Source organism: Streptomyces sp. NPDC096105 (assembly GCF_044763335.1).
Taxonomy (GTDB): domain Bacteria; phylum Actinomycetota; class Actinomycetes; order Streptomycetales; family Streptomycetaceae; genus Streptomyces.
Genome location: NZ_JBIWGC010000004.1, coordinates 149,492 through 170,490, shown reverse-complemented (window position 1 = coordinate 170,490; position 20,999 = coordinate 149,492). Strand labels below are relative to the sequence as shown.

Here is a 20,999-nt window from a genome sequence, read left to right as displayed (position 1 = left end):
CCCGCACGCCGGAGGGGCTGACCTCAGTCCCTCCGGCGTGCGAGGAGGAGGCCCGCCGGGGCCGGCAGGGGCATCCGGGCGGCGGGGCGGAACCCCTCAGTCGAACCAGCGGTCCCGGGCCAGTTCCTCCGTGCGGGACGGGTCCTCCAGCAGCGCCGCCACCTCGAAGCGGCGCGGCCACTGGCCCGCCGCCCAGGCGAGGCCCGCGGCGACGCCCTCCAGGGTCGCCGCGTGCGGCACCCCGTCGTCGGTGAGCCGCCAGTCGATCTCCACGCCGTCCACGACGAGTTCCTCGTGCTCCACGTAGGCGGCCGGCGTGCGCGGCCCCAGCAGCACCCGCACCGCCTCCGGCACCTCGTGCTCCGTCCCCTCGGAGTCCACCCGCCCGGTGACGGACTCGCTCAGCCGCCGCACCTGGAACAGCTCCGCCAGCTCGGCGGCCCGCGCCGGCCGCACCGGCAGCAGCGGCACGCCGGAGGTGAACGGCAGCAGGTCGGGCGAGTCGACGACCACCGCCTCGGAGGCGTCCACCACCTCCACCCGCCCGTCGACCACCGCGCGCAGGTCGTCCGGCAGGGTCACCTGCTCGGGGTCCAGCTCCGCCAGCGCCCCGTACAGGCCGTGCAGCTGGGCCGCCGTGACCGGCCGGCCGGGGTCGGCGAGGCGTTCCAGCAGCTCCGCCGCACCGCCCGGCTCGTCCAGCAGCGCGGCGACCGACGTGCGCACACCCAACGCGCGCAGCACCTGCTCGTCGTCGAAGCCGGTCGCGTCGGCCTCGTCGTACAGGCCGCGCAGCAGCGGGTCGCCGCCCGCCGCGCGCAGTCCGGCCGGGCGGCGACCGCCGAGCACGGGGTGCCCGCGCAGCCACCACGCGGTGTACGGCCGTACGAGCTCGTGGGTGCCGTCGTGCAGCAGGATCCGCACCGGCTGGACCAGCGCGTCCCGCAGCGGCGGCCGGGACAGCAGGGCGAGCGCCTGCGGCCAGCGGTCGTCGTCCACCAGGTCCAGGTCCCGCACGGCGACGACCTCCGTGGCGACGGGCGGGACGGGCGCGTCGGGGAAGCGGTCGAGGATGTCCTCGGCCCACACGTCGACGGCGTCCAGCAGCCCGGGGTCGTCCGGCTCGGCGTAGTCGCTCTCGCGCGGCTCCAGCTCGTCCGGGTCGAGGACGACGTCGGTGGCCCGCACCAGCGCGAAGTCCACCAGCACGCCGCACGCGGCCAGCGGCTGCTCGCCCCACCTCCCGGCCAGTTCCGCGTCCACGGCGGCCAGCTCGCCCTCCCGCATGACCTGCGCGAACGGCCCGCCGGGGAAGACGAGTTCGCAGGCCGGGGAGAGTTCGCCGTCCTCGTCGGGCAGGGCGAGCGCGCCCAGCCAGGGCTCGTCGCCCGGCTCCAGTCCGGCGTCGCGGACCAGGCCGAGCACGGTGTCGGCGAGTTCCTCCGCGTCCGGGGCGTCCTCCTCCCAGTTCACCCCGCCCTCGTCGTCGAGGGACGCGGCGACGGCGGCCCGCACCTGCGGGGTGGTGAGCACGGCGCGCGGGGTCGCGGGCAGCGCGCCCAGCTTCTCCAGCAGCGGGTGCGCGGCGTCCGGGTGGGCGATCTTCAGGCCGAGGCGGGCCAGCGGCCCGGCGTCCAGGCCCGCGTCCGGCGTGGGCAGCAGCACCTGCCGGGGGCCGATGGTGGTGCGTCCTCCCCCGGGGCCGGAGGCCCGGGAGGCGTCCCCGGCCAGCGGCACGGGCAGTCCGGTGAGCCGGTCGGGATCGACCCCGGCGAGGCTGTCGTAGAGCCGCCACCACCAGTCGGGGGACTTCTCCAGGCCGGCCAGCCGGTCGATCGCGTCGGTCAGCGGCACCCGCGCGACCCCGAGGGTGCGCAGCTCGGCGCGCCGCTCGAGACCGGCGGGCAGCAGCGTGGGCAGCACCTCGGCCAGCACCCGCACGGTGTCGGCGCCCGCGCCCTCGACGATCTCGGCGTCGCGCGGGCGCAGCGCCTCGGGCAGCCCGGAGTCGTCGTCGGCGACGGGCGTGGCGGCGGGCGGCAGGAAGGCGGTGCGCGGCAGCCGCTCGAGGACGGCCGCGCGCAGGGCGCCGTCCAGTTCGCCCTTGCCGAGCGGGCCGGGCACCAGGTCGAGGGCGCCGGTGGCCACCGGACGCCAGTCGGCGAGGAGTCCGGCGTAGGCGTCGGCGGCGCGCTGCACGAGGAAGTCGGTGAGCGGCCCGGGGGCCGCGTGCCGGCGGGTGGAGTCCAGCGGCAGGGAGGCGATGAGCAGGGCGGGCACGCCGAGCGGCTCGTCGCTGGGGGTGGGCGCGTGCACGACGGCGGCGGTGCGGGGCCGGGCGGGTCCGCCGTCGGCGCCGACGGGGACGGCCCAGGTGACCGACCAGTGGGGCCGCAGCCGCTCCTCGACGGGCCGGCCGGCGAGCAGGTCGGGGGTGAGCACGCCGTGCGCGGCGGCGGTGCGCCAGCGGGTGACGCCGTCACGGGAGTCGGTGACCACGGTCAGGTCGCCGTCGGTGCGGCGGCTCACCGTGCGGGGCGCGTCGCCGCCGGTGTCGACGACGACCTCCTCCAGGCCGGGCAGGGCGAGCAGCAGGGCGTCGTCGACGGCGTGCAGCAGCCGCTCCGCGAGGTCGGCGGCGGCGGTGTCGCGCAGCGGCAGGATGACGGCCGTGTCGTACGGGTCGGGGGCGGTGCCCTCGGCGGCGAACGGCAGCCGCAGCAGCGGTACGTGACCGTCGCGGCGGCGGATCTCGTCGCCGAGGCCGGGGCTGTGCCGGGCGGTGTCCCGCGCGAGGTCCCGCGCCTCGGCCAGCGACCAGCGCACCCCGCCGTGCCGGCCGACCACGGCGGGCTCGTCGGTGACGGCGAGCACGGCCGCGAAGCCGACGCCGAACCGTCCGACGGCCCGGTCGGGCGCGTCCCGCTTGGCGGAGGCCCGCAGCGTGGACAGCGACTCGACGCCGGCCGCGTCCAGCGGGGCCCCGGTGTTCGCGGCGACCAGCACCCCGTCCCGGAGGGTGAGCCGCAGGCGCCCCGGCACGCCGGCGCGGGCGGCGGCGTCGGCGGCGTTCTGCGCGAGCTCGACGACGAGCCGGTCCCGGTAACCGCCGAGGACGAGGTCCTCCTCGGCGTTGGCGTCCTCGCGGAAACGGGCGGGACTGGTGGCCCAGGCATCCAGGACCCCGCGCCGCAGACGCGCCGTGCCGAACGGGTCGGCACCTTCGGTGGCGGGCCGCACGAACTTGCTCACGTTGACTCTCCTCATCGGGCCCTGATCTGCGTGAGGTCGAAGGTACCGCTCCGCGACACCACGGGGACGCGGTGTCCGGGGCGCACCGCGCCCTGTGGATGATCAGCACTGTGCTGCTCGAAACGCTGTCCGTCGCCGCGCTGGCCGTGGTGCTGGTGTGTGCCGTCGTCCGTCCCTTCCGCTGGCCGGAGGCGGTGTTCGCGGTGCCCGCCGCCGGGGTCGTGGCCGTGACGGGCGCGATCACCACGGACGCGGTGCGGGAGGAGGCCGAGCGGCTCGGCCCGGTGATCGGTTTCCTCGCCGCCGTCCTGGTGCTCGCCAAGCTGTGCGACGAGGAGGGCCTCTTCCACGCCTGCGGGAGCTGGATGGCCCGCTGGTCGCGGCACCGGCCGCGCCGACTCCTCGGCGCGGTCTTCGCGCTCGCCTCGCTGATCACGGCGGTGCTCAGCCTGGACGCGACGGTGGTGCTGCTGACGCCGGTGGTGTTCGCGACCGCGACCCGCATGGGCGCGCGCCCCGCCCCGCACGTGTACGCGACCGCCCACCTGTCGAACACGGCGTCCCTGCTGCTGCCGGTGTCGAACCTGACGAACCTGCTCGCCGTCACCGCCACCGGCCTGACCTTCACCCGCTTCGCGCTGCTGATGCTGCTGCCGTGGCTGGCGGCGATCGCCGTGGAGTACGTGGTCTTCCGCCGCTTCTTCGCCGCCGACCTCGCGGCGGAGCCGGCCGCGCCGGGCACGGCGGACGAGCCGGTGGAGGTGCCGCTCTTCGCGCTGGTCACGGTGGCGGCCACGCTCGCCGGGTTCGCCGTGGCGTCCGCGGTGGGCGTCGACCCGGCGTGGGCGGCGGCGGCCGGGGCGGCCGTGATGGCGGTACGGGCCCTGACCCGCCGCCGCACCAGCGTCGTACGGCTGCTGCGCGCCGTCGACCTGCCGTTCCTGGCGTTCGTGCCGGCCCTGGGCGTGGTCGTCCGGGCGGTCCTGGACCACGGCCTCGGCGACGCACTCGACGCGCTCCTGCCCGACGGCACGGGCCTGCTCTCCCTGCTGGCCGTCGCCGGTCTCGCGGCCCTGCTGGCCAACCTGATCAACAACCTGCCCGCCGTGCTCGCCCTGGTCCCGCTGGCCGCGCCGTCCGGCCCCGGCGCGGTCCTCGCGGTCCTGCTCGGCGTGAACATCGGCCCCAACCTCACCTACGCGGGCTCCCTGGCCACCCTGCTGTGGCGCCGCATCGCCCACCACCACGACCACGAGGTGCGCCTGGTGCGCTTCACCCTCCTCGGGCTGGCCACGGTCCCGGCGGCGCTCGTGGCGTCGACGGCGGCCCTGTGGCTGTCGCTGGAGCTGCTCGGCACCTGAGGCCGGGGGAATCGCCGGAGACCCACGCCACATTCATGGGGGGTGCCCGGTGACATGCTCCACAGGGCCCGCTGGGTGTACTACGCGGAATAGTGAAGAAATGCCCGATTTGAAATCGGACATTTGCCGCACACGGCTGATCGATCAGCTTGAAATGGGGGGTTTCGCCGCGTACAGGGCGACCCGTCAAGAGACGTACATCTCACCCGTTATCTACGGCTTTTCATCGTAGGTCACACCTTTGCGGCTTTTGAGCGGTGGCGGTTACCAAGGAACAGCCAGCGCGGCACGGATCCGTTCCGCCGATGGCATCCCCCGCCCCCTCCCCCATGAGGTTTCGATGTTCGAGCGCGTCATCTCCCGTTTCCCCCGTACGACCGCCACCCGCACCCGCGCCGCCGTCCTGGCCGCCGGTCTGGGCTCCACGGCCGTCCTGGGAGCCGGGGTCGCGGTCGCCGCCTCCGGCACCTCCGCCGCGTCCGGCACCGCCACGACGGTCCAGGCGCAGGCCGCCGCACCGGCCGAGGCCGCGAAGACGCAGGCCGTGAAGGCCTCCACGGTGAAGAAGGCGACCGAGGCCGCCAAGAAGTCCACCGCGTCCTGGGTCTCCCCGGTCAAGAACTACAAGCTGTCCGCGAGCTTCGCGCAGAACGGCGGCATGTGGGCCTCCAAGCACTCCGGCCAGGACTACGCCGTCCCGACCGGCACCCCGGTCGTCGCCGCCCACGGCGGCACGGTCGTGAAGGCCGGCGGCAACGGCGCCGGCGACGGCCCCGCGTACGGCAACGCCGTCGTGATCAAGCACGGCAGCCAGACGTACTCCCAGTACGCCCACCTGTCCTCGGTGAACGTGAAGGTCGGCCAGGTCGTCAAGACCGGCCAGAAGATCGCCCTGTCCGGCAACACCGGCAACTCCAGCGGTCCCCACCTGCACTTCGAGATCCGCACCACCCCGAACTACGGCTCCGCCGTCAACCCGGCGACCTTCCTGCGCGCCCACGGCGTCACCCTCTGACGCAGGCCCGCAGCCTCCCGCTCACGACCCCCGAGACCGGCCCCAGGCCGCCTCGGGGGTCGTCGTGCGTTCAGCGGAGGGGATGCCCTGCCGACGCGATGCCGGGTCAGGCCTCGGATACGTACGGGACGAACTGCGTCCACGCGTCCGAGGCGAAGGAGAGGCGAGGTCCCGTGGCGTTCTTCGAGTCGCGGACGTGGACGGTGCCGGGGGCTGCGGCAATCTCGACACAGGACTCGCCATTGGTACCACCGCTGTAGCTGCTCTTGAACCACGCCAGTTCGGAGGTGTCCCCGGCGGATGCCTTGCGCATCATGTCTCTCCCAGCAGTCTCTCGATGAAGGCGGACGACTCCCGCGGCGGGAGGGCCTGCGCTCGGATGGTGCCATATTGCAGCTCCAAGATGCGGAGCTGCTTGAGGTCAGAGACTGGCCGGCCATTGAACAAGCCATCGGCACGCCCTACCGCCGTACCGTCCGGGAACTTCAGCAGCTCGATCCTGCCGTCCAACCCCGGGTGAGCCTCGGTGTTCGTCGGCATGACCTGAAGTGTGACGTTGTTCAGTCGCCCCATCTCCAGCAGGTGTTCGAGCTGTTGTCGCCACATCACTGTGCCCGCAATCTGTCGACGCAGCGGTGCCTCCTCCACCACGAAGTGGATGGAGGGAGCAGGGTCTCGTTCGAAAACCGATCGCCGGGCCAACCGAGCGGCGACCATGCGCTCCACGTCATCGGGCGTGTACGGGGGCTGTGCTGCCCTGATCAGGGCCCTTGCGTGTTCCGGCGTCTGCAACAACCCCGGGATGATGTTGCACTCGTACAGCCCGATCTCGACCGCCTTCGCCTCCATCTTCCCCAGCTCCCGCACCCTCTTCGGGTACCGGACCTTCTTCACGTCCTCCCAGGCCGCCGCGATGAGGCCGCCCGCGTTCAGGACCTCGTCCGCCTTGTCCAGGAACTCCTGGCGGGGGATCCGCTTGCCGCCCTCGATCTTGTAGACCATGTCCTCGCCGTACCCGACGACCCGGCCGAACTCGGCGGCCCGCATCCCCGCCGCCTCGCGCCGCAGCTTCAGTTGCCGTCCGACCGTCGTGATGACCGCGACGCCCCACTCGTCGTCCGGGTCCACCTCCCAACCGGGCTCGTCCGCCTCTTCCTTGAGCCGACCCGCCCCCGCCTCGACCGCCGTCATGCCGCACCTCTCCCTCGGAACCGTCCGTGACGCACCCGGCGCCTCACCCGTACCAACCGTCGGCACAGCCACGACAGCACCGGACAACCACCGGACAGTGACCGTACGCATGCGCTGGGTCACACTCCACGGTAGGCGGATCCGGCGACGCTGAGTGATGTGAATCAGCGAACTGCCGAACCCGCCGCCTCCATCAGGAACTTCAGCGTGCTGCTGTCCGCCACCCCGCGCAGTGCCCGCCTCGCCCGTCTCCTCACGGACGCCCACCTCCGCGACTGGGGATACGAATCGGAGGCCGCACGCCACGTCGTGGCCGAACTGGCCGCCAACGCCGTCACCCACGGCCGCGTGCCGGGCCGGGACTTCCGTCTTCGGTTCCACGTGGTGGACCACACGCTCCGTATCGAGGTCACCGACGCCCGGGGCGACCACGTGCCCCGGCGCCGACCGGCCTCCCCCGACGCCGAGTCGGGCCGCGGCCTGCTCCTCGTCGACGCACTCGCGGACCGCTGGGGCGTGTCCGAGGACCGTTTTCCGCGCAAGACCGTCTGGGCCGAACTGCGGCTCACACCGCCGGAATCCGGGGAGAAGGAGCACCACCAAGCCCCACCTCTCCGGCCCGAGGCACGCGATCACTCGGGCGGATGAACATCACCGGACCAGTTGGATTTTCGAACCCCGGACACCTCTGCGCTCAGCGCACACGGCCGAAAAGACCCCGGCACCCGCCGGAACGGCGATCCCCGTGCGAGGGCCTGACCACGGGCGGCGCCATCCACCGGAAGCACATGCGCCCCGCCCTCCGCACCCGCGACGGCCGTCACCGCGCCTTCGGCTCCCCGGTGACGGACCCCCACTGCCGCGACTGCCGAACGACCGGACCACTCACCCGACGAGCAAGAGAAAGACGCCGCGATGTTCGTGCACGAGCACCCCGGCCACCCTGGACGCCCCGAACACACCCCCGACGCCCTCCGGGCCGCGCTCGCCGTCGTCGCCCCGGAACGCCTGCCCGAGATGCAGCGGACGAAGGACCAGGCCTTCGCCAGGGCCGTGGAGCGGCACTCCCTCAGCCCGGTGCGGAGCTGGGTCCTGGCCTGGGCGCGGGACATCGAGATCGCCCGCCGCTCCGACCTCTCCACCCGTCACGCCCGCGCCCGGAGCGACCTGGAACACGAGGACGCCGCGACCGCCCGGGAGGCGCCGCGAGAGCTGAGCGCCGTCCTGGACGAGGCGATGAAGGCAATACGCGCTCGAGCTGGACCTGGGAGTACGCCTTCGGCGCGGAGGAGGCTGCCCGCGCCGCCCCACCCGCCTTCCTCGCCGAGGCCGAGCGATCCCGACGTGCTGCGCCACTGGCTCACCCGTGCCGTCACCGTCTCCGGATCCGAGGACATCTTCGGCGGCGCGTGACCGCACGAGCGCGGTGAGGGGCGGCACGCCTCCGAAGCGTGCCGCCCTCGGGTGACAACTACGAGTGCCCCAGCTCCGCCGACGACGCGTCCTCCGTGGCCGGGACCGAACCGGAGTCCGGGGACGGGCGGAGGGGGAAGGGGTCGACGCGGGTCTCGTCGATGACCGGCGGGGCCGGCTGCGGGGGCTTCGGCATGACCGCCGCCTCCGAGTGGCCGCCGCAGCCGTAGGCGAGGGAGACGACCCGGCCGTCGGCCGGGGAGAACTCGTTGGCGCACACGCCGAACGCCTGGCCCAGCGAGCCGCCGATCGGGGCGAGGAAACCGCAGGACACGCAGGAGGCGGGGGCCGCCTGCGCCATCGGGGTCTTCGCGCCGAACGCCTCCTCCCAGCGGTCGGCGGCGGCGTGCAGCCCGTAGCGGGAGAGGACGCGGGCGCGGCGCATGCCCAGCTCCTCGGCGACCGCGGCGATCGAGCCGCGGGACGGGGCGACGGTCTGCTCGGCCGGGGCGCCGCCGGTGACCTCGGCGTCCTCGGCCTCCGCGATGCCGGCCAGGTCCTCGGTCAGCGCGGAGTTCGGCGGCGGCTCGTCCTCGCCGGTGTAGCCGGGCTCCAGGCGCAGGTCGTCGGCCTCGGTGGGCAGCAGGTCGCCGGGGCCCAGGTCGCCGGGGCGCAGCCGCTCGCTCCACGGCACCCACTCGGGCGCGAGGACGGCGTCGGGGCCGGGCAGCAGGACGGCCTCGTCCACCGTGACGATCTTGGCGCGGGAGGCGCGGGCCACGGTGACGGCCCACCGCCAGCCGCGGTAGCCGAGCTCGCGGCACCCGAAGAAGTGCGTGACGACGCGGTCGCCCTCGGAGACCATTCCCTCGTGCTCGCCGACGACCCCGGGCGCGGCGGCCTCCTCGGCTGCGGCGCGGGCGAGGTCGACGGCCTCGGCGCACAGACGGTCGGGGGTGCGGCTTCGCGTTGTCGCTGCGCTCACAGGTATCGCTTCTCTCCTACGCCGTCTCACGAGTGCGCCACTCCCAGCGCGGGGGGCGGACGGAGCGGACCGGGGGACCGCGTCGACGTCCGCGCCGCATCGTGCTCGGGCGCGCCACCATCCATTCTGCGGGATGGCTGAGATACGCACGCTACCTGCTCGCGTGCGCTGGGCCTACACCGACGGTTGTTACGGAACGGCGCGCGCCGGTTTCCCGGGCGGGCGGCGGCCTCCCGCGACGCCCCGGCGCGTTCGGCCGTACCGCGGAACCCGGTGGGGCACGTCCCCGGTGTTACGGCACTACCTTCCGCCATCTCGGGGCACTATGACGTCGTGGCTACCGCGCGCACCCCCCAGGGCGCCACCGGAACCGGTGGGCCCGCGGGGAACAAGGAACGCGGCCGGCGCCTCGGCACGGTCCGGGCGGGCGGCCGCCTTCGCACGTTCGGCCGGGCCCTGCACTTCCCGGTGACCAGAACCGCCCGCGGCATCCGCAAGGTGACCCACGCGCACGGCGCCGGCGAGTCCGGCCTGGGCAAGCTGATCGAACTGCACGGGGTGAACGGCGCCGGCGACGTGATGATCACGGTGGCCCTGGCGTCCACCGTGTTCTTCTCCGTCCCCACCGACGAGGCGCGCGGGCGGGTCGCCCTGTACCTGGCCATCACGATGGCGCCGTTCACGCTGCTCGCCCCGGTCGTCGGCCCGCTGCTCGACAAGCTCCCGCACGGCCGCCGGGCCGCGATGGCGGGCGCGATGCTCGCCCGTGCGCTGCTCGCGCTGGTGCTGTCCGGCGCGGTGGTCAGCGGCGGCCTGGAGCTGTACCCGGCCGCGCTGGGCGTGCTGGTGGCGTCCAAGGCGTACGGGGTGGTCAGAAGCGCGGTCGTGCCACGGCTGCTGCCGCCCGCCTTCTCCCTGGTGAAGGCGAACTCACGGGTGACCCTCGGCGGGCTGCTCGCCACCGGCATCGCGGCGCCGATCGGCGCGGGCCTCCAGCAGATCGGGCCGCGCTGGCCGCTGTACGGGGCGTTCGTGCTCTTCGTGACGGGCATGCTCCTGTCGTTCCGGCTGCCGCCGAAGGTGGACTCCGCCAAGGGCGAGGACACCGCGCTGCTCGCCGCCGACGAGCAGCATCTGCACGGCCCGCACCGCAGGACGGAGAAGCCCGGGCTGCGCACGGTCGGCCCGGCGGTCACCCACGCGCTGGCCGCCAACGCCTCCATCCGCTGCCTCACCGGCTTCCTCATCTTCTTCCTGGCGTTCCTGCTGCGCGAGCATCCGATGACCGGGCAGAGCGCGGCGGTGTCGCTGGGCATCGTCGGTGTGGCGGCCGGCGCGGGCAACGCGCTCGGCACGGCCGTCGGCGCGGGCCTGCGGTCCCGCGCGCCGGAGATCATCATCGTGACGGTGGTGGCGGTGGTGCTGGGGGCCGCGGTCACGGCGGCGGTGTTCTTCGGCGCGGTGCTGGTGGCGTGCCTCGCGGCGGTCGCCGGGTTCGCCCAGGCACTCGCCAAGCTGTCGCTGGACGCGCTGATCCAGCGGGACGTGCCCGAACAGGTGCGGACGTCCGCGTTCGCCCGGTCGGAGACGCTGCTCCAGATGGCGTGGGTGCTGGGCGGCGCGATCGGCATCGCGATGCCGCTGATCGGCACGCTGGGGCTCGCGGTGGGCGCGGCGATCGTCGGCACGGGCTGGCTGACGACCGTCCGCGGGCTGCTCCGTTCGGCCCGCCAGGGGCGCGCGGGAAGCCCGCGGGTGGTGTGAGGCGGGACCGCACCGGACACCCGTGAGCGACAGGGCACGGGACCGCACCGCACCCCCGCGAGTGGCGTAAGGCGGGGCCACGCCGCACCCCACGTGGGGAGCGGGGCACACCTGCCCGATAGCCTTCCGCCATGACCACGTTGCCCCGCGGCGCAGCCGCTAAGACACACCGCGCTGTGCGACGCCGCCGTGCCGTCGCCGCCGCCGGCGCCGTATCCGCAGGACTGCTCGTCCTGACCGCCTGCGACAAGCCGACGGCGATCTCCACCATCACGGTGGGCAGCGACTCGGTGAGCTCCGAGGCGACCTGCGGTGGCGAGGGCAAGGCCCTGACCACCGAGTCCCTCAACAAGTGCCTCCAGGACAAGGGCATCGACGAGATCAAGGTCGACCCCACCAAGACCGTGCGCTTCGGTGTCGACCCGGAGATCGCCGACAACAGCTGGACGATCCTGCTGAACGGTCAGCCGCTCGTCGAGCCCATGAAGAAGAAGACCTACCAGACCATTCCGGCCAGCGTGTTCTTCAACGCCCAGTACGGCGCCCAGGGCGACTCGACCCTGGTGTCGATCAAGGAGGGCGAGGACGAGGCCACGGGTCTGTGGTCCTTCCGCCTGAAGAAGGACGAGGACTGATCACGTCCCTCGCACGCGTCCTCGTGGCCACCGCGGTCCCCGCCGAGCGGGACGCGGTGGCCCAGGCGTTCCCGGGCCCGGTGCGGGAGCGGAAGCTGCCCGGCGCGGTCGTGCACGCGGTCGCCGGCGGGCCCGGCCTGCTCGCCGCCGGGGTCGGCCCGGCGCTCGCCGCCGCGTCCACGGCCGTCGCGCTGACCGCCGCCGCCCTGGACGGCCGCCCCTACGCCCTCGTCGTCTGCGCCGGGATCGGCGGCGGCTTCGCGCCGCACGCGCCCCTCGGGTCCCTCGTCGTCGCCGACGCGATCACCGCGGCCGATCTCGGTGCCGAGACGGCCGACGGATTCCTGCCGGTCACCGAGCTCGGCTTCGGCACCGTCACCCACCGTCCGCCCGCGCCCCTGGTGGAGGCGGCCGCCGCCGCGTCCGGGGCGCGCACCGGCACCGTCCTCACCGTGTCCACGGTGACCGGCACCGCCGCCCGCGCCGCCGCGCTGCGCGCCCGGCACCCGGACGCCCTCGCCGAGGGCATGGAGGGCTTCGGCGTCGCCGAGGCCGCCGCCGCCCAGGGGGTGCCCGTGCTCGAGGTGCGGGCGGTGTCGAACCCCGTCGGCCCCCGCGACCGTGCCGCCTGGCGCATCGGCGACGCCCTCGCCGCCCTCACCGCGGGCTTCGGGAAGCTCGCACCCGTATTGGAGAGTTGGAACCGGCATGACCACCGTTGAGCAGCAGCGGCTGCGCATCGCCTACTCGCCCTGCCCGAACGACACCTTCGTCTTCGACGCCCTCGCCCACGGCCGCGTCCCCGGCGCGCCCGCCCTCGACGTCACCTTCGCCGACATCGACCTCACCAACGGCATGGCCGAGCGCGGCGAACTGGACGTGCTGAAGGTGTCGTACGCGGTGCTGCCGTACGTGCTCGACGCGTACGCGCTGCTGCCCTGCGGGGGCGCGCTGGGGCGGGGCTGCGGGCCGCTGGTGCTGACCCGTGAGGCCGGAACGGACCTCACCGGGCGCACGGTCGCGGTGCCGAGCGAGAAGTCGACGGCGTACCTGCTGTTCCGGCTGTGGGCGGCGGACGTGGTGCCCGGGAAGGTCGGGAAGACCGTGGTGATGCCGTTCCACGAGATCATGCCCGCCGTGCGGGACGGGAAGGTCGACGCCGGTCTCGTCATCCACGAGGCGCGCTTCACGTATCAGGACTACGGGCTGCACAAGCTCGCGGACATGGGCGAGCACTGGGAGGACACCACCGGGCTGCCGATCCCGCTGGGCGCGATCCTCGCCCGGCGCTCGCTCGGCGAGGAGACGCTGACCCGGCTCGCGGACGCGATCCGCGCGTCCGTGCGGGCGGCCTGGGACGACCCGGAGGCCTCCCGCCCGTACGTGATGGAACACGCCCAGGAGATGGACCCGGCCGTCGCCGACCAGCACATCGGGCTGTACGTCAACGAGTTCACCGCCGACCTCGGCGAGGACGGCTACGCGGCCGTGCGCGGGCTGCTCACCCGCGCGGCGGCCGAGGGGCTGGTGCCGCCCCTCGGCCCGGACGCGCTGCGGTTCCCGTAGGACGGGCGGCCCGGCGCCTCAGACGTCGAGCTGGTCGGCGACCGCGCGGAGCAGTCCGGCGATCTTCTTGCCGGCCGCGCGGTCGGGGTAGCGGCCCCGCTCCAGCGACGGCGTGATGTTCTCCAGCAGCGTCGTGAGGTCCTGCACGATCGAGGCCAGTTCGTCGGGCTTCTTGCGCTGGGCGGCCGCGACCGAGGGGGTCGGGTCCAGAAGGGTCAGGGAGAGGGCCTGGTCGCCGCGCTGCCCGGCGACCACGCCGAACTCCACGCGCTGGCCCGGCTTCAGGGCCTCGACTCCGGCGGGGAGGACCGAGGAATGCACGAAGACGTCGCCGCCGTCGTCACGGGAGAGAAAGCCGAAGCCCTTCTCGATATTGAACCACTTGACTTTGCCGGTGGGCACGTCTGTCCTCGTCCTCGTACTCGTCGGGAAACTGCATCGGAAAACGGCTCTCGATAGCACTCGGGCGGGCCCGATCACCCGCCGGTACCAAGGCTAATGGTCTTCGAGCCGGTGACAAGACGTCACCGCGTCGTTCCCTCGCGCAGGGAACTACCCTGGTCCGGTGCGTGACAAAACCCAAGCGAATTCCGCCGCGCCCGGTGACGGTCTGGTCCGTGCCGGCGCCATCGTCTTCTTCATCGGCGCCGTGGCCACTCTGGTCACGGTCGCCCCGCTGTTCCTCGGAACGACACCCTTTCCGACGTACATGTTCGGGCTGAGCATGCTCATGGGGGTCGGATTCGCCGTCGCCGGTGCCGGAGTGCTGCGTTCCGCCGCCGCGGGACGGCGGCGGGCGCGCGCGGGTGCGGTTTCCGGTCAGCTGTCCGAGCAGTAGTCCGAGAACCAGCGGGGGAATTCCGTCAGATCGGTGAGGACGGCGTCCGCGCCGGCCTCCCGGAGCTCCGTGGCGTCGCACGGGCCGGTGGCGACCGCGACCGACACCGCGCCGGCGGTGCGCGCCCCGCGCACGTCGCCGGTGTGGTCGCCGACGTACACGGACGCGCCGTGCTCGCGCAGCGCCAGCGCCTTCTGCTCGGCCCACAGGTCGCCGATCACGGCGTCCGGCTCGATGCCGAGGTGCGCCAGGTGCAGTTTGGCGTTGGGCTCGTACTTCGCGGTCACCACGATCGCCCGTCCGCCCCGTGCCCGCACGGCGGCCATCGCCTCCCGCGCGCCGGGCAGCGCGGGCGTCGGCGTGATCGCGTACTCCGGGTACATCGCCCGGTACAGCTCCGCCGTCTCCGCGATCCGCTCGGCCGGGAACCAGTTCGCCAGTTCGTCCGCCAGCGGCGGCCCGAGCCGGCTGACCGCGAGATCGGCGTCGACGTACGTCCCGGTCCGCTCGGCCAGCGCCCGGTAGCAGGCCCGGATCCCGGGCCGCGAGTCGATGAGCGTCATGTCGAGGTCGAACCCGACGGTGGGCGGGGCGGACGGAGCGGGCGGGATCGTGGAAGCCATATGCGCCATTGTGCGACACCGTGGGTCGCGGTCAGCGTTCGCGTTGGGAGCGCCAGACCAGGAACAGGGCCGAGGTGATCGCCGCCGTGCGGATGATCCAGGGCCAGGTCTCGGTGAGGGCGGTGTTCATCTGGCCCTCGGGGACGGGGGCGCCCCAGCGGCCTGCGGTGCGGCCCCAGAGCCAGACGACGCCGCCGATGAGGGAGAGGCCCGGGAGGACGACCACCGCCGCCTTGACCTCTGCCGGGGTGAGGCGGCGGGAGGCGTAGGCGATGAGCCAGCCGAGGATCAGGGCGAACCAGTTGCCCAGCACCGCGCCCACGACCAGCAGGGCCGCGGCGACCAGCAGCAGGGGGTTGCTCCAGCGGCGGGACGGCAGGCGCGGCAGGCGGCGGCGTGCGAGGGCGGGGGCCGTCTCGGGCGCGTCGGTGACGGCCGGTTCCTCGGGGGCGGGCTTCTCCCGCGTCGTCGGGGGCTGCTTGAGGAGTTCGGGGATCTCCACGCCGCCGATGAAGCCGGGCACCTCGTCGCCCACGCCGAACGGGCTGTCGTCCACCCGCCACCAGTCGGGCTGGGCCGCGCTGTCGCCGAGTTCGTCGGTGCCGGCGCGGTGCGGCGGGGACGGCGCGTCGGCCGGGGCGGCGGGCGGGGGCGCGGGGGTGGACGGGCGGGGGCGGGGGACGACCTTGCGCAGCATGCCGCCCATGGAGCCGCCGGGCCTGGACGCGGCGGGCTTGGACGCGGCGGGCCGGGGCGCGGCCGGTTCGGCGCTCCGCTCCGGTTCGCGCTGCACCGGCACGGCCGTCGGCTGCTGCGACGCGCCCGGCGCGGAGCCGGACGTCGGGTCCTCCGCCGCGGCGACCACCTCGGTCGGTGTGCCGATGCGGGCGATGATGCGGCGGACGGCCGCGGGCGAGTCGACCACGGCCCTGGCGCGGCGCCGGTCGATCTCGTCGCGCAGCTCCGCGACCAGCCGCATCCGTGCCGCCGACGGCAGTTGCCGTTGCTGCGCCACGTCGCCGACGCGGCTCAGATACTCGTAGACGACCTGGTCACTCTCGATACCCACGAAGTCCCCTCCGGGACGGATGCGTCGGGACACCGTCGCCCGACGGTACCGCGACGGCGGCGGGCCGGCCCAACTCCCGGCACGCCACGGACGTGCCCACCCGCTAACGTGAGGCGGATGAGCACCGAGGAGAACCCCGCGGCGACCCCCCGATCCCTCGCCGAGGCGCTCCGGGGGCGGGACGACGCCTCGCTGGCCGCGCTCCTGCGCAGCCGGCCGGATCTCATCACGCCCGTGCCCGCCGACCTCACCCAGCTCGCCACCCGTGCGGGCACGCGTGCCTCGGTGGTCCGTGCGCTGGAGCGGCTCGACCGGTTCGTGCTGCAGACCGCGCAGGCGCTGGCGGTGGCGCCGGAGCCGGCGACGTACGGGGAGCTGCTGGGGCTGATGGCGGGTGACGACGGTGACCCGGCGGTGTCCGCGGCGCTGCCGCACGCTCTCGGCACGCTCCGTGAACAGGCCCTGGTGTGGGGCGGTGACGACCGGCTGCGGCTGGTGCGCACCGCCCGTGAGCTGCTCGCGCCGTCACCGCAGCACCCGTCGCCGACCGGTCTGGGCCCCACCGTGCGGGAGGCGGCCGCGGGGATCTCGCCGGGCCGCATCCAGGAGATCGTGGCGGCGGCCGGGCTGCCGTCGACGCACGACTCCGTCTCCGCCGTCGCCGCGCTGACGGACCTCTTCAGCGATCCGGCGCGGATGTCCGCGCTGCTCGACCAGGCGCCGAGCGAGTCGCTGGAGGTGCTGGAGCGGCTGGTGTGGGGCCCGCCGTACGGGCAGGTGACCGCCGATCCGGCGCCCCGGCTGCGGTGGCTGCTGGACCGGGGTCTGCTGCTGCCGACGGCGCCCGGCACGGTGGTCCTGCCCCGCGAGGTGGCGCTGCGGCTGCGCGCCGGCCGGGCGCACCGGACGACGGAGCCGGTGCCGCCGCCCGTGGAGGCGGCCGCCGCGTACCGTCCCCAGATCGTGGACGCGACGGCGGCGGGTCAGGCGTACACGGCGCTGGCGACGGTCGAGGAGCTGCTGAAGGACTGGCACGAGGGCGGCCCCGCGGTGCTGCGGGCCGGCGGGCTGAGCGTGCGGGACCTGAAGCGGACCGCCGGGGCGCTGGACGTGTCCGAGCCGGTGGCCGCGTTCTGGGTCGAACTGGCCTACGCGGCGGGGCTGCTGGCGTCCGACGGGGGTGCGGGCGCCTCCCGCTCCTCCAAGGGAGCGGGGGAGGACGAGCGGTACGCGGCGACCCCGGCGTACGACGAGTGGCTGGAGCGGCCGGCCGGTGAGCGGTGGGCGGGGCTGGCGACGGCGTGGCTCGCGGCGACCCGGACGCCGGGGCTGGTCGGGGAGCGGGACGCGAAGGACCGCACGCTGTCCGCGCTGGGCCCGGGTCTGGACCGTTCGGCCGCTCCGGAGGTGCGGCACCGGGTGCTGGCCCTGCTGGCGGGGCTCCCCGAGGGCGCCGCGCCGCACACCGGGTCGGTGCTGGCGCGCCTGCGCTGGGAGCGGCCGCCACGCGTGGCCCGCACCGGAGGCGGCGCGCCCGCTCCGTACGCCCGCCGGACGCCGGGGCAGCCCGCCGAGGGGGCGCGGGAGCACCCGGACGAGCAGGGGTACGGGGGCGGCGGGGACGACGACGACCTGCGGTCGCGGCTCGCCCGCTGGACGCTGGCCGAGGCGGAGATGCTCGGCGTCACCGGGCGCGGCGCGCTCTCCTCGCACGGGCGGGCGCTGATCGGCGCGCCCGCGCTCCGGCACCCGGAGGCGGAACCCGAGCCGACGGGGCCGGGCGACAAGCTGCCCGTGCACCACCGGCGGGTCCCGCCGCCGCCCGCCCTCTCCCCCGCCGAGCGGGCGACCGCCGCCGCGGCCGCCGCCCGGCTGCTCGAACCGCTGCTGCCCGAGCCGCTGGACCACGTGCTGCTCCAGGCCGACCTGACGGCGGTCGCGCCGGGCCCGCTGGAGCGGCCGCTCGCCGACATGCTGGGCGTGCTGGCGGACGTGGAGTCGAAGGGGGGCGCGACCGTCTACCGGTTCACGCCCGGCTCGGTACGGCGCGCCCTGGACGCCGGGCGGTCGGCCGCCGACCTGCACGCCTTCCTCGCCGCGCACTCCCGCACGCCGGTGCCGCAGCCGCTGGCGTACCTCATCGACGACGTGGCCCGCCGGCACGGGCACCTGCGGGTGGGCGCCGCCTCCTCGTACGTGCGCTGCGACGACGACGCGGTGCTGGACGAGATCCTCGCCGACAAGCGCGCCGCCGGGCTGGGTCTGCGGCGGCTCGCCCCGACGGTGCTGGCCGCGCGGACCGACCCGGTGGGGCTGCTGGAGGGGCTGCGCGCGATGGGGTTCGCGCCGGCCGCCGAGTCGGCGGAGGGCGACGTGCTGATCACCCGCGCGGACGCCTACCGCACGCCCCCGCGCACACCCCCCGAGCCGGTGCCGGACGGGCCGCCCGTCCCGGACGACACGCTGCTCTCGGCGGCGATCCGCGCCGTCCGCGCGGGCGACCTCGCCTCCACCGCGCCCCGCAAGCCGGCCGGCGGCGGCCCGGCGGGCGCGGAGCGCGGCGAGCCGCCCCGCACGACCGTCGCCGAGACCCTGGCCACCCTCCAGGCCGCCGTCCTCACCAACGACACCCTGTGGATCGGCTACGTCAACGCCGAGGGCGCCGCCAGTCAGCGCGTCATCGCGCCCGTCCGCGTCGAGGGCGGCTTCGTCACGGCCTACGACCACACGGCCGACGAGGTCCGGACGTACCCGCTGCACCGGATCACGGGGGTGGCGGAGCTGACGGACGACGCCGGCTGACGACCGGCCGGGGCGCCCGGTGGTGAAGGTCACGTGCGCTCCGGGGCGCGGGGTCGCGCGACGGGCGGTCCGGGTGGAATGCCGTCAGGCAAACTGGACGTTTGGCCGTGCAGTGCCCGTGCCGAGCCCGTCGCAGAAAGGCAGCCGCGCGTGAATGGTCCGCTCATCGTCCAGTCCGACAAGACCCTGCTCCTGGAGGTCGACCACGAGCAGGCCGACGACTGCCGTCGCGCCATCGCGCCGTTCGCCGAACTGGAGCGGGCCCCCGAGCACATCCACACCTACCGGGTGACCCCGCTCGGTCTGTGGAACGCACGGGCCGCCGGACACGACGCCGAGCAGGTCGTCGACGCGCTGGTGCAGTACAGCCGCTACCCCGTGCCGCACGCGCTGCTCGTCGACATCGCCGAGACGATGGACCGCTACGGCCGGCTCAGCCTGGTCAAGCACCCCGCGCACGGCCTGGTCCTCACCACCACCGACCGCCCGGTGCTGGAGGAGGTGCTGCGTTCCAAGCGCGTCGCCCCGCTCGTCGGCGCCCGCCTCGACCCGGACACGGTCGCCGTGCATCCCTCCGAGCGCGGTCAGATCAAGCAGACCCTGCTGAAGCTGGGCTGGCCCGCCGAGGACCTCGCCGGGTACGTGGACGGCGAGGCGCACCCGATCGAGCTGGCCGAGGACGGCTGGGCGCTGCGCCCGTACCAGAAGCAGGCCGTGGAGAACTTCTGGCACGGCGGCTCCGGCGTCGTCGTCCTCCCCTGCGGCGCCGGCAAGACGCTGGTCGGCGCGGGCGCGATGGCGCAGGCGAAGTCGACCACGCTGATCCTCGTCACCAACACCGTCTCGGCCCGCCAGTGGAAGCACGAGCTGGTGAGGCGGACGTCGCTCACCGAGGACGAGATCGGCGAGTACAGCGGCACGAAGAAGGAGATCCGCCCCGTCACCATCGCCACCTACCAGGTGCTGACGACGAGGCGGAAGGGCGTCTACCCCCACCTGGAGCTGTTCGACTCCCGCGACTGGGGCCTGATCGTCTACGACGAGGTGCACCTGCTGCCCGCGCCCGTCTTCAAGTTCACCGCCGACCTCCAGGCCCGCCGCCGGCTCGGTCTGACGGCCACCCTGGTGCGCGAGGACGGCCGCGAGTCGGACGTGTTCTCGCTGATCGGCCCGAAGCGGTTCGACGCCCCGTGGAAGGAGATCGAGGCGCAGGGCTACATCGCGCCCGCCGACTGCGTGGAGGTCCGCGTCAACCTCACCGACTCCGAGCGGCTGGCGTACGCGACGGCCGAGCAGGAGGAGAAGTACCGCTTCTGCTCGACGACCGCCACCAAGCGACGGGTGACGGAGGCGATCGTCCGCCGGTTCGCGGGGCAGCAGATCCTGGTCATCGGCCAGTACATCGACCAGCTCGACGAGCTGGGCGAGCACCTGGACGCGCCCGTCATCAAGGGCGAGACGTCCAACGCCCAGCGGGAGAAGCTGTTCGAGGCGTTCCGGCAGGGCGAGCTGAGCGTGCTGGTGGTCTCGAAGGTCGCGAACTTCTCGATCGACCTGCCGGAGGCGACGGTCGCCGTCCAGGTGTCCGGCACCTTCGGGTCACGGCAGGAGGAGGCGCAGCGGCTGGGCCGCGTGCTGCGGCCGAAGGCGGACGGCCACCAGGCGCACTTCTACTCCGTGGTCGCCCGCGACACCGTCGACCAGGACTTCGCGGCGCACCGCCAGCGGTTCCTGGCCGAGCAGGGGTACGCCTACCGGATCGTGGACGCGGAGGAACTCCTCGCCGAGAGCTGACCGGTCCGTCGTCGCACGTCACCCCTCGGGCAGGTGGAACACCAGCGCGAGGACGGCCAGCCAGGGCAGCAGCGACAGTCCGGCCAGCCAGAGGCGCGGCACCGTCCAGCGGCGGGTCCGGGGCAGCAGCCACGCGGCGGCGCAGGCGGCCACGCCGAGGAGACCGCCGAAGAGCAGGGTGCCGTGCACGACGTCGAGGGCGGTCGTCAGGGCCGGCGAGCAGTCGTCGGGGCCGCAGCTGTCCGTCGCCATGACGGAGAGCGCCCCGAACAGCAGCGCGAGCGGCGCCAGCACCGCCCCGAGCACGGTGGCCACGGCGGGCGCCACCCACGCGCGGGGGTCCCGCTCGGCCCGGTACCGCCGGTCCGGCGGGACGGCGGGTGCGGCGCTGTTCCGGTTCATACGGCCAGTGAAGCGGCCCCGGGGCGACAGGCGCACCGGGGCCGCTACTCATTCCGGCGGGCGTACGCGTACTCAGACGGTCCGCCCGCGGGGTCGTCCTCGTTCCGGGTCGCGGATGCCCCACTCGGGATCGCGGATGGCTCACCTCGGGTCGCGGGCGGCTCACTTCGGGTCGCGGGCGAACGAGGACGTCGACCAGACGTGGCCGAGCACCACCAGCACCGCGCACCAGGCCACGGCCAGCCACCCGTTGTGTCCGATCCCGAGGGAGAGGCCGCACGGGCGGGCG

The 20,999-nt window shown here is 74.5% G+C and carries 18 protein-coding genes and 1 pseudogene; 11 read left to right on the top strand and 8 right to left on the bottom strand.

The features are described 5' to 3' along the window. Positions 1-96: 96 nt before the first annotated feature. The gene (locus ACIQ8B_RS08635; protein ID WP_403546234.1) at positions 97-3,252 is read right to left on the bottom strand and encodes a sacsin N-terminal ATP-binding-like domain-containing protein; all 3,156 of its coding nucleotides are present in this window, start codon (positions 3,250-3,252) and stop codon (positions 97-99) included. Positions 3,253-3,350: 98 nt separating this feature from the next. Here ACIQ8B_RS08635 and ACIQ8B_RS08630 point away from each other — a divergent pair, with 98 nt between their 5' ends. After that, complete coding sequence (locus ACIQ8B_RS08630) at positions 3,351-4,613, top strand: SLC13 family permease (protein ID WP_403546233.1); 1,263 nt, start codon at positions 3,351-3,353, stop codon at positions 4,611-4,613. A 340-nt stretch (positions 4,614-4,953) separates the two neighbouring features. Continuing rightward, positions 4,954-5,628, top strand: coding sequence for a M23 family metallopeptidase (locus ACIQ8B_RS08625; protein WP_403546232.1), 675 nt, complete (start codon positions 4,954-4,956; stop codon positions 5,626-5,628). 106 nt (positions 5,629-5,734) lie between these two features. On the opposite strand, the gene ACIQ8B_RS08620 is transcribed toward ACIQ8B_RS08625, so the two are convergent. Continuing rightward, a complete protein-coding gene (locus ACIQ8B_RS08620; protein WP_366252460.1) occupies positions 5,735-5,944 on the bottom strand; it encodes a DUF397 domain-containing protein in 210 nt (69 codons plus the stop codon). After that, positions 5,941-6,819, bottom strand: a complete 879-nt coding sequence (locus ACIQ8B_RS08615; RefSeq protein ID WP_403546231.1) for a helix-turn-helix transcriptional regulator — start codon at positions 6,817-6,819, stop codon at positions 5,941-5,943. The genes ACIQ8B_RS08620 and ACIQ8B_RS08615 overlap by 4 nt, the downstream gene beginning before the upstream one ends. Before the next feature lie 150 nt (positions 6,820-6,969). Here ACIQ8B_RS08615 and ACIQ8B_RS08610 point away from each other — a divergent pair, with 150 nt between their 5' ends. Beyond that, positions 6,970-7,467 carry an ATP-binding protein gene (locus tag ACIQ8B_RS08610; RefSeq protein WP_403546392.1) on the top strand — a complete coding sequence of 166 codons (498 nt, stop codon included), beginning with the start codon at positions 6,970-6,972 and terminating at the stop codon, positions 7,465-7,467. 267 nt (positions 7,468-7,734) lie between these two features. Then, positions 7,735-8,070 (top strand): annotated as a pseudogene (locus ACIQ8B_RS08605) (hypothetical protein); the annotation flags it as partial. Positions 8,071-8,290: 220 nt separating this feature from the next. Here ACIQ8B_RS08605 and ACIQ8B_RS08600 read toward each other — a convergent pair. Beyond that, positions 8,291-9,217 (bottom strand): DUF3027 domain-containing protein, encoded by a 927-nt coding sequence (locus tag ACIQ8B_RS08600; protein ID WP_106413683.1) that lies wholly within the window; start codon positions 9,215-9,217, stop codon positions 8,291-8,293. A gap of 333 nt (positions 9,218-9,550) precedes the next feature. On the opposite strand from ACIQ8B_RS08600, the gene ACIQ8B_RS08595 reads away from it, so the two are divergent. From ACIQ8B_RS08595 to ACIQ8B_RS08580, 4 genes are all read left to right on the top strand, one after another. After that, positions 9,551-10,981: an MFS transporter gene (locus ACIQ8B_RS08595; protein WP_403546230.1), complete on the top strand. Its 1,431-nt coding sequence runs from the start codon at positions 9,551-9,553 to the stop codon at positions 10,979-10,981. 176 nt (positions 10,982-11,157) lie between these two features. Then, positions 11,158-11,616 carry a DUF2771 domain-containing protein gene (locus ACIQ8B_RS08590; protein ID WP_106413681.1) on the top strand — a complete coding sequence of 153 codons (459 nt, stop codon included), beginning with the start codon at positions 11,158-11,160 and terminating at the stop codon, positions 11,614-11,616. A 23-nt stretch (positions 11,617-11,639) separates the two neighbouring features. Beyond that, the gene (locus ACIQ8B_RS08585; RefSeq protein WP_106413680.1) at positions 11,640-12,338 is read left to right on the top strand and encodes a futalosine hydrolase; all 699 of its coding nucleotides are present in this window, start codon (positions 11,640-11,642) and stop codon (positions 12,336-12,338) included. Then, the gene (locus tag ACIQ8B_RS08580; RefSeq protein WP_403546229.1) at positions 12,325-13,182 is read left to right on the top strand and encodes a 1,4-dihydroxy-6-naphthoate synthase; all 858 of its coding nucleotides are present in this window, start codon (positions 12,325-12,327) and stop codon (positions 13,180-13,182) included. Before ACIQ8B_RS08585 ends, ACIQ8B_RS08580 begins: the two co-directional genes overlap by 14 nt. Positions 13,183-13,200: 18 nt before the next feature. Here the strand turns inward: ACIQ8B_RS08580 and ACIQ8B_RS08575 are convergent, their stop codons facing one another. Next, a complete protein-coding gene (locus ACIQ8B_RS08575; RefSeq protein WP_106413678.1) occupies positions 13,201-13,584 on the bottom strand; it encodes a cold-shock protein in 384 nt (127 codons plus the stop codon). Positions 13,585-13,747: 163 nt separating this feature from the next. Between ACIQ8B_RS08575 and ACIQ8B_RS08570 the strand changes: the two genes are divergently transcribed. Then, complete coding sequence (locus ACIQ8B_RS08570; RefSeq protein ID WP_290001492.1) at positions 13,748-14,020, top strand: hypothetical protein; 273 nt, start codon at positions 13,748-13,750, stop codon at positions 14,018-14,020. Here ACIQ8B_RS08570 and ACIQ8B_RS08565 read toward each other — a convergent pair. Both ACIQ8B_RS08565 and ACIQ8B_RS08560 read right to left on the bottom strand, forming a co-directional pair. Next, positions 14,002-14,643: an HAD family hydrolase gene (locus ACIQ8B_RS08565; protein WP_403546228.1), complete on the bottom strand. Its 642-nt coding sequence runs from the start codon at positions 14,641-14,643 to the stop codon at positions 14,002-14,004. The genes ACIQ8B_RS08570 and ACIQ8B_RS08565 overlap by 19 nt on opposite strands. Positions 14,644-14,674: 31 nt before the next feature. Continuing rightward, entirely contained in the window at positions 14,675-15,712 is a 1,038-nt protein-coding gene (locus ACIQ8B_RS08560; protein ID WP_403546227.1) for a hypothetical protein, read from the bottom strand. A gap of 117 nt (positions 15,713-15,829) precedes the next feature. On the opposite strand from ACIQ8B_RS08560, the gene ACIQ8B_RS08555 reads away from it, so the two are divergent. Together ACIQ8B_RS08555 and ACIQ8B_RS08550 are read left to right on the top strand one after the other, a co-directional pair. Next, positions 15,830-18,514, top strand: coding sequence for a helicase-associated domain-containing protein (locus tag ACIQ8B_RS08555; protein WP_403546226.1), 2,685 nt, complete (start codon positions 15,830-15,832; stop codon positions 18,512-18,514). A gap of 150 nt (positions 18,515-18,664) precedes the next feature. Then, positions 18,665-20,308 carry a DNA repair helicase XPB gene (locus tag ACIQ8B_RS08550; RefSeq protein WP_403546225.1) on the top strand — a complete coding sequence of 548 codons (1,644 nt, stop codon included), beginning with the start codon at positions 18,665-18,667 and terminating at the stop codon, positions 20,306-20,308. Positions 20,309-20,326: 18 nt separating this feature from the next. On the opposite strand, the gene ACIQ8B_RS08545 is transcribed toward ACIQ8B_RS08550, so the two are convergent. Next, the gene (locus ACIQ8B_RS08545) at positions 20,327-20,710 is read right to left on the bottom strand and encodes a hypothetical protein (RefSeq protein WP_290001500.1); all 384 of its coding nucleotides are present in this window, start codon (positions 20,708-20,710) and stop codon (positions 20,327-20,329) included. Between the last annotated feature and the right edge of the window lie 289 nt (positions 20,711-20,999).

What these genes read in the sequence shown, in the direction of transcription:
- ACIQ8B_RS08630 (WP_403546233.1), top strand. Translation starts at nt 3,351, where the DNA reads ATGATCAGCACTGTGCTGCTCGAAACGCTGTCCGTCGCCGCGCTGGCC.
- ACIQ8B_RS08625 (WP_403546232.1), top strand. Translation starts at nt 4,954, where the DNA reads ATGTTCGAGCGCGTCATCTCCCGTTTCCCCCGTACGACCGCCACCCGC.
- ACIQ8B_RS08620 (WP_366252460.1), bottom strand. Translation starts at nt 5,944, where the DNA reads ATGATGCGCAAGGCATCCGCCGGGGACACCTCCGAACTGGCGTGGTTC.
- ACIQ8B_RS08615 (WP_403546231.1), bottom strand. Translation starts at nt 6,819, where the DNA reads ATGACGGCGGTCGAGGCGGGGGCGGGTCGGCTCAAGGAAGAGGCGGAC.
- ACIQ8B_RS08580 (WP_403546229.1), top strand. Translation starts at nt 12,325, where the DNA reads ATGACCACCGTTGAGCAGCAGCGGCTGCGCATCGCCTACTCGCCCTGC.
- ACIQ8B_RS08565 (WP_403546228.1), bottom strand. Translation starts at nt 14,643, where the DNA reads ATGGCTTCCACGATCCCGCCCGCTCCGTCCGCCCCGCCCACCGTCGGG.
- ACIQ8B_RS08555 (WP_403546226.1), top strand. Translation starts at nt 15,830, where the DNA reads ATGAGCACCGAGGAGAACCCCGCGGCGACCCCCCGATCCCTCGCCGAG.
- ACIQ8B_RS08545 (WP_290001500.1), bottom strand. Translation starts at nt 20,710, where the DNA reads ATGAACCGGAACAGCGCCGCACCCGCCGTCCCGCCGGACCGGCGGTAC.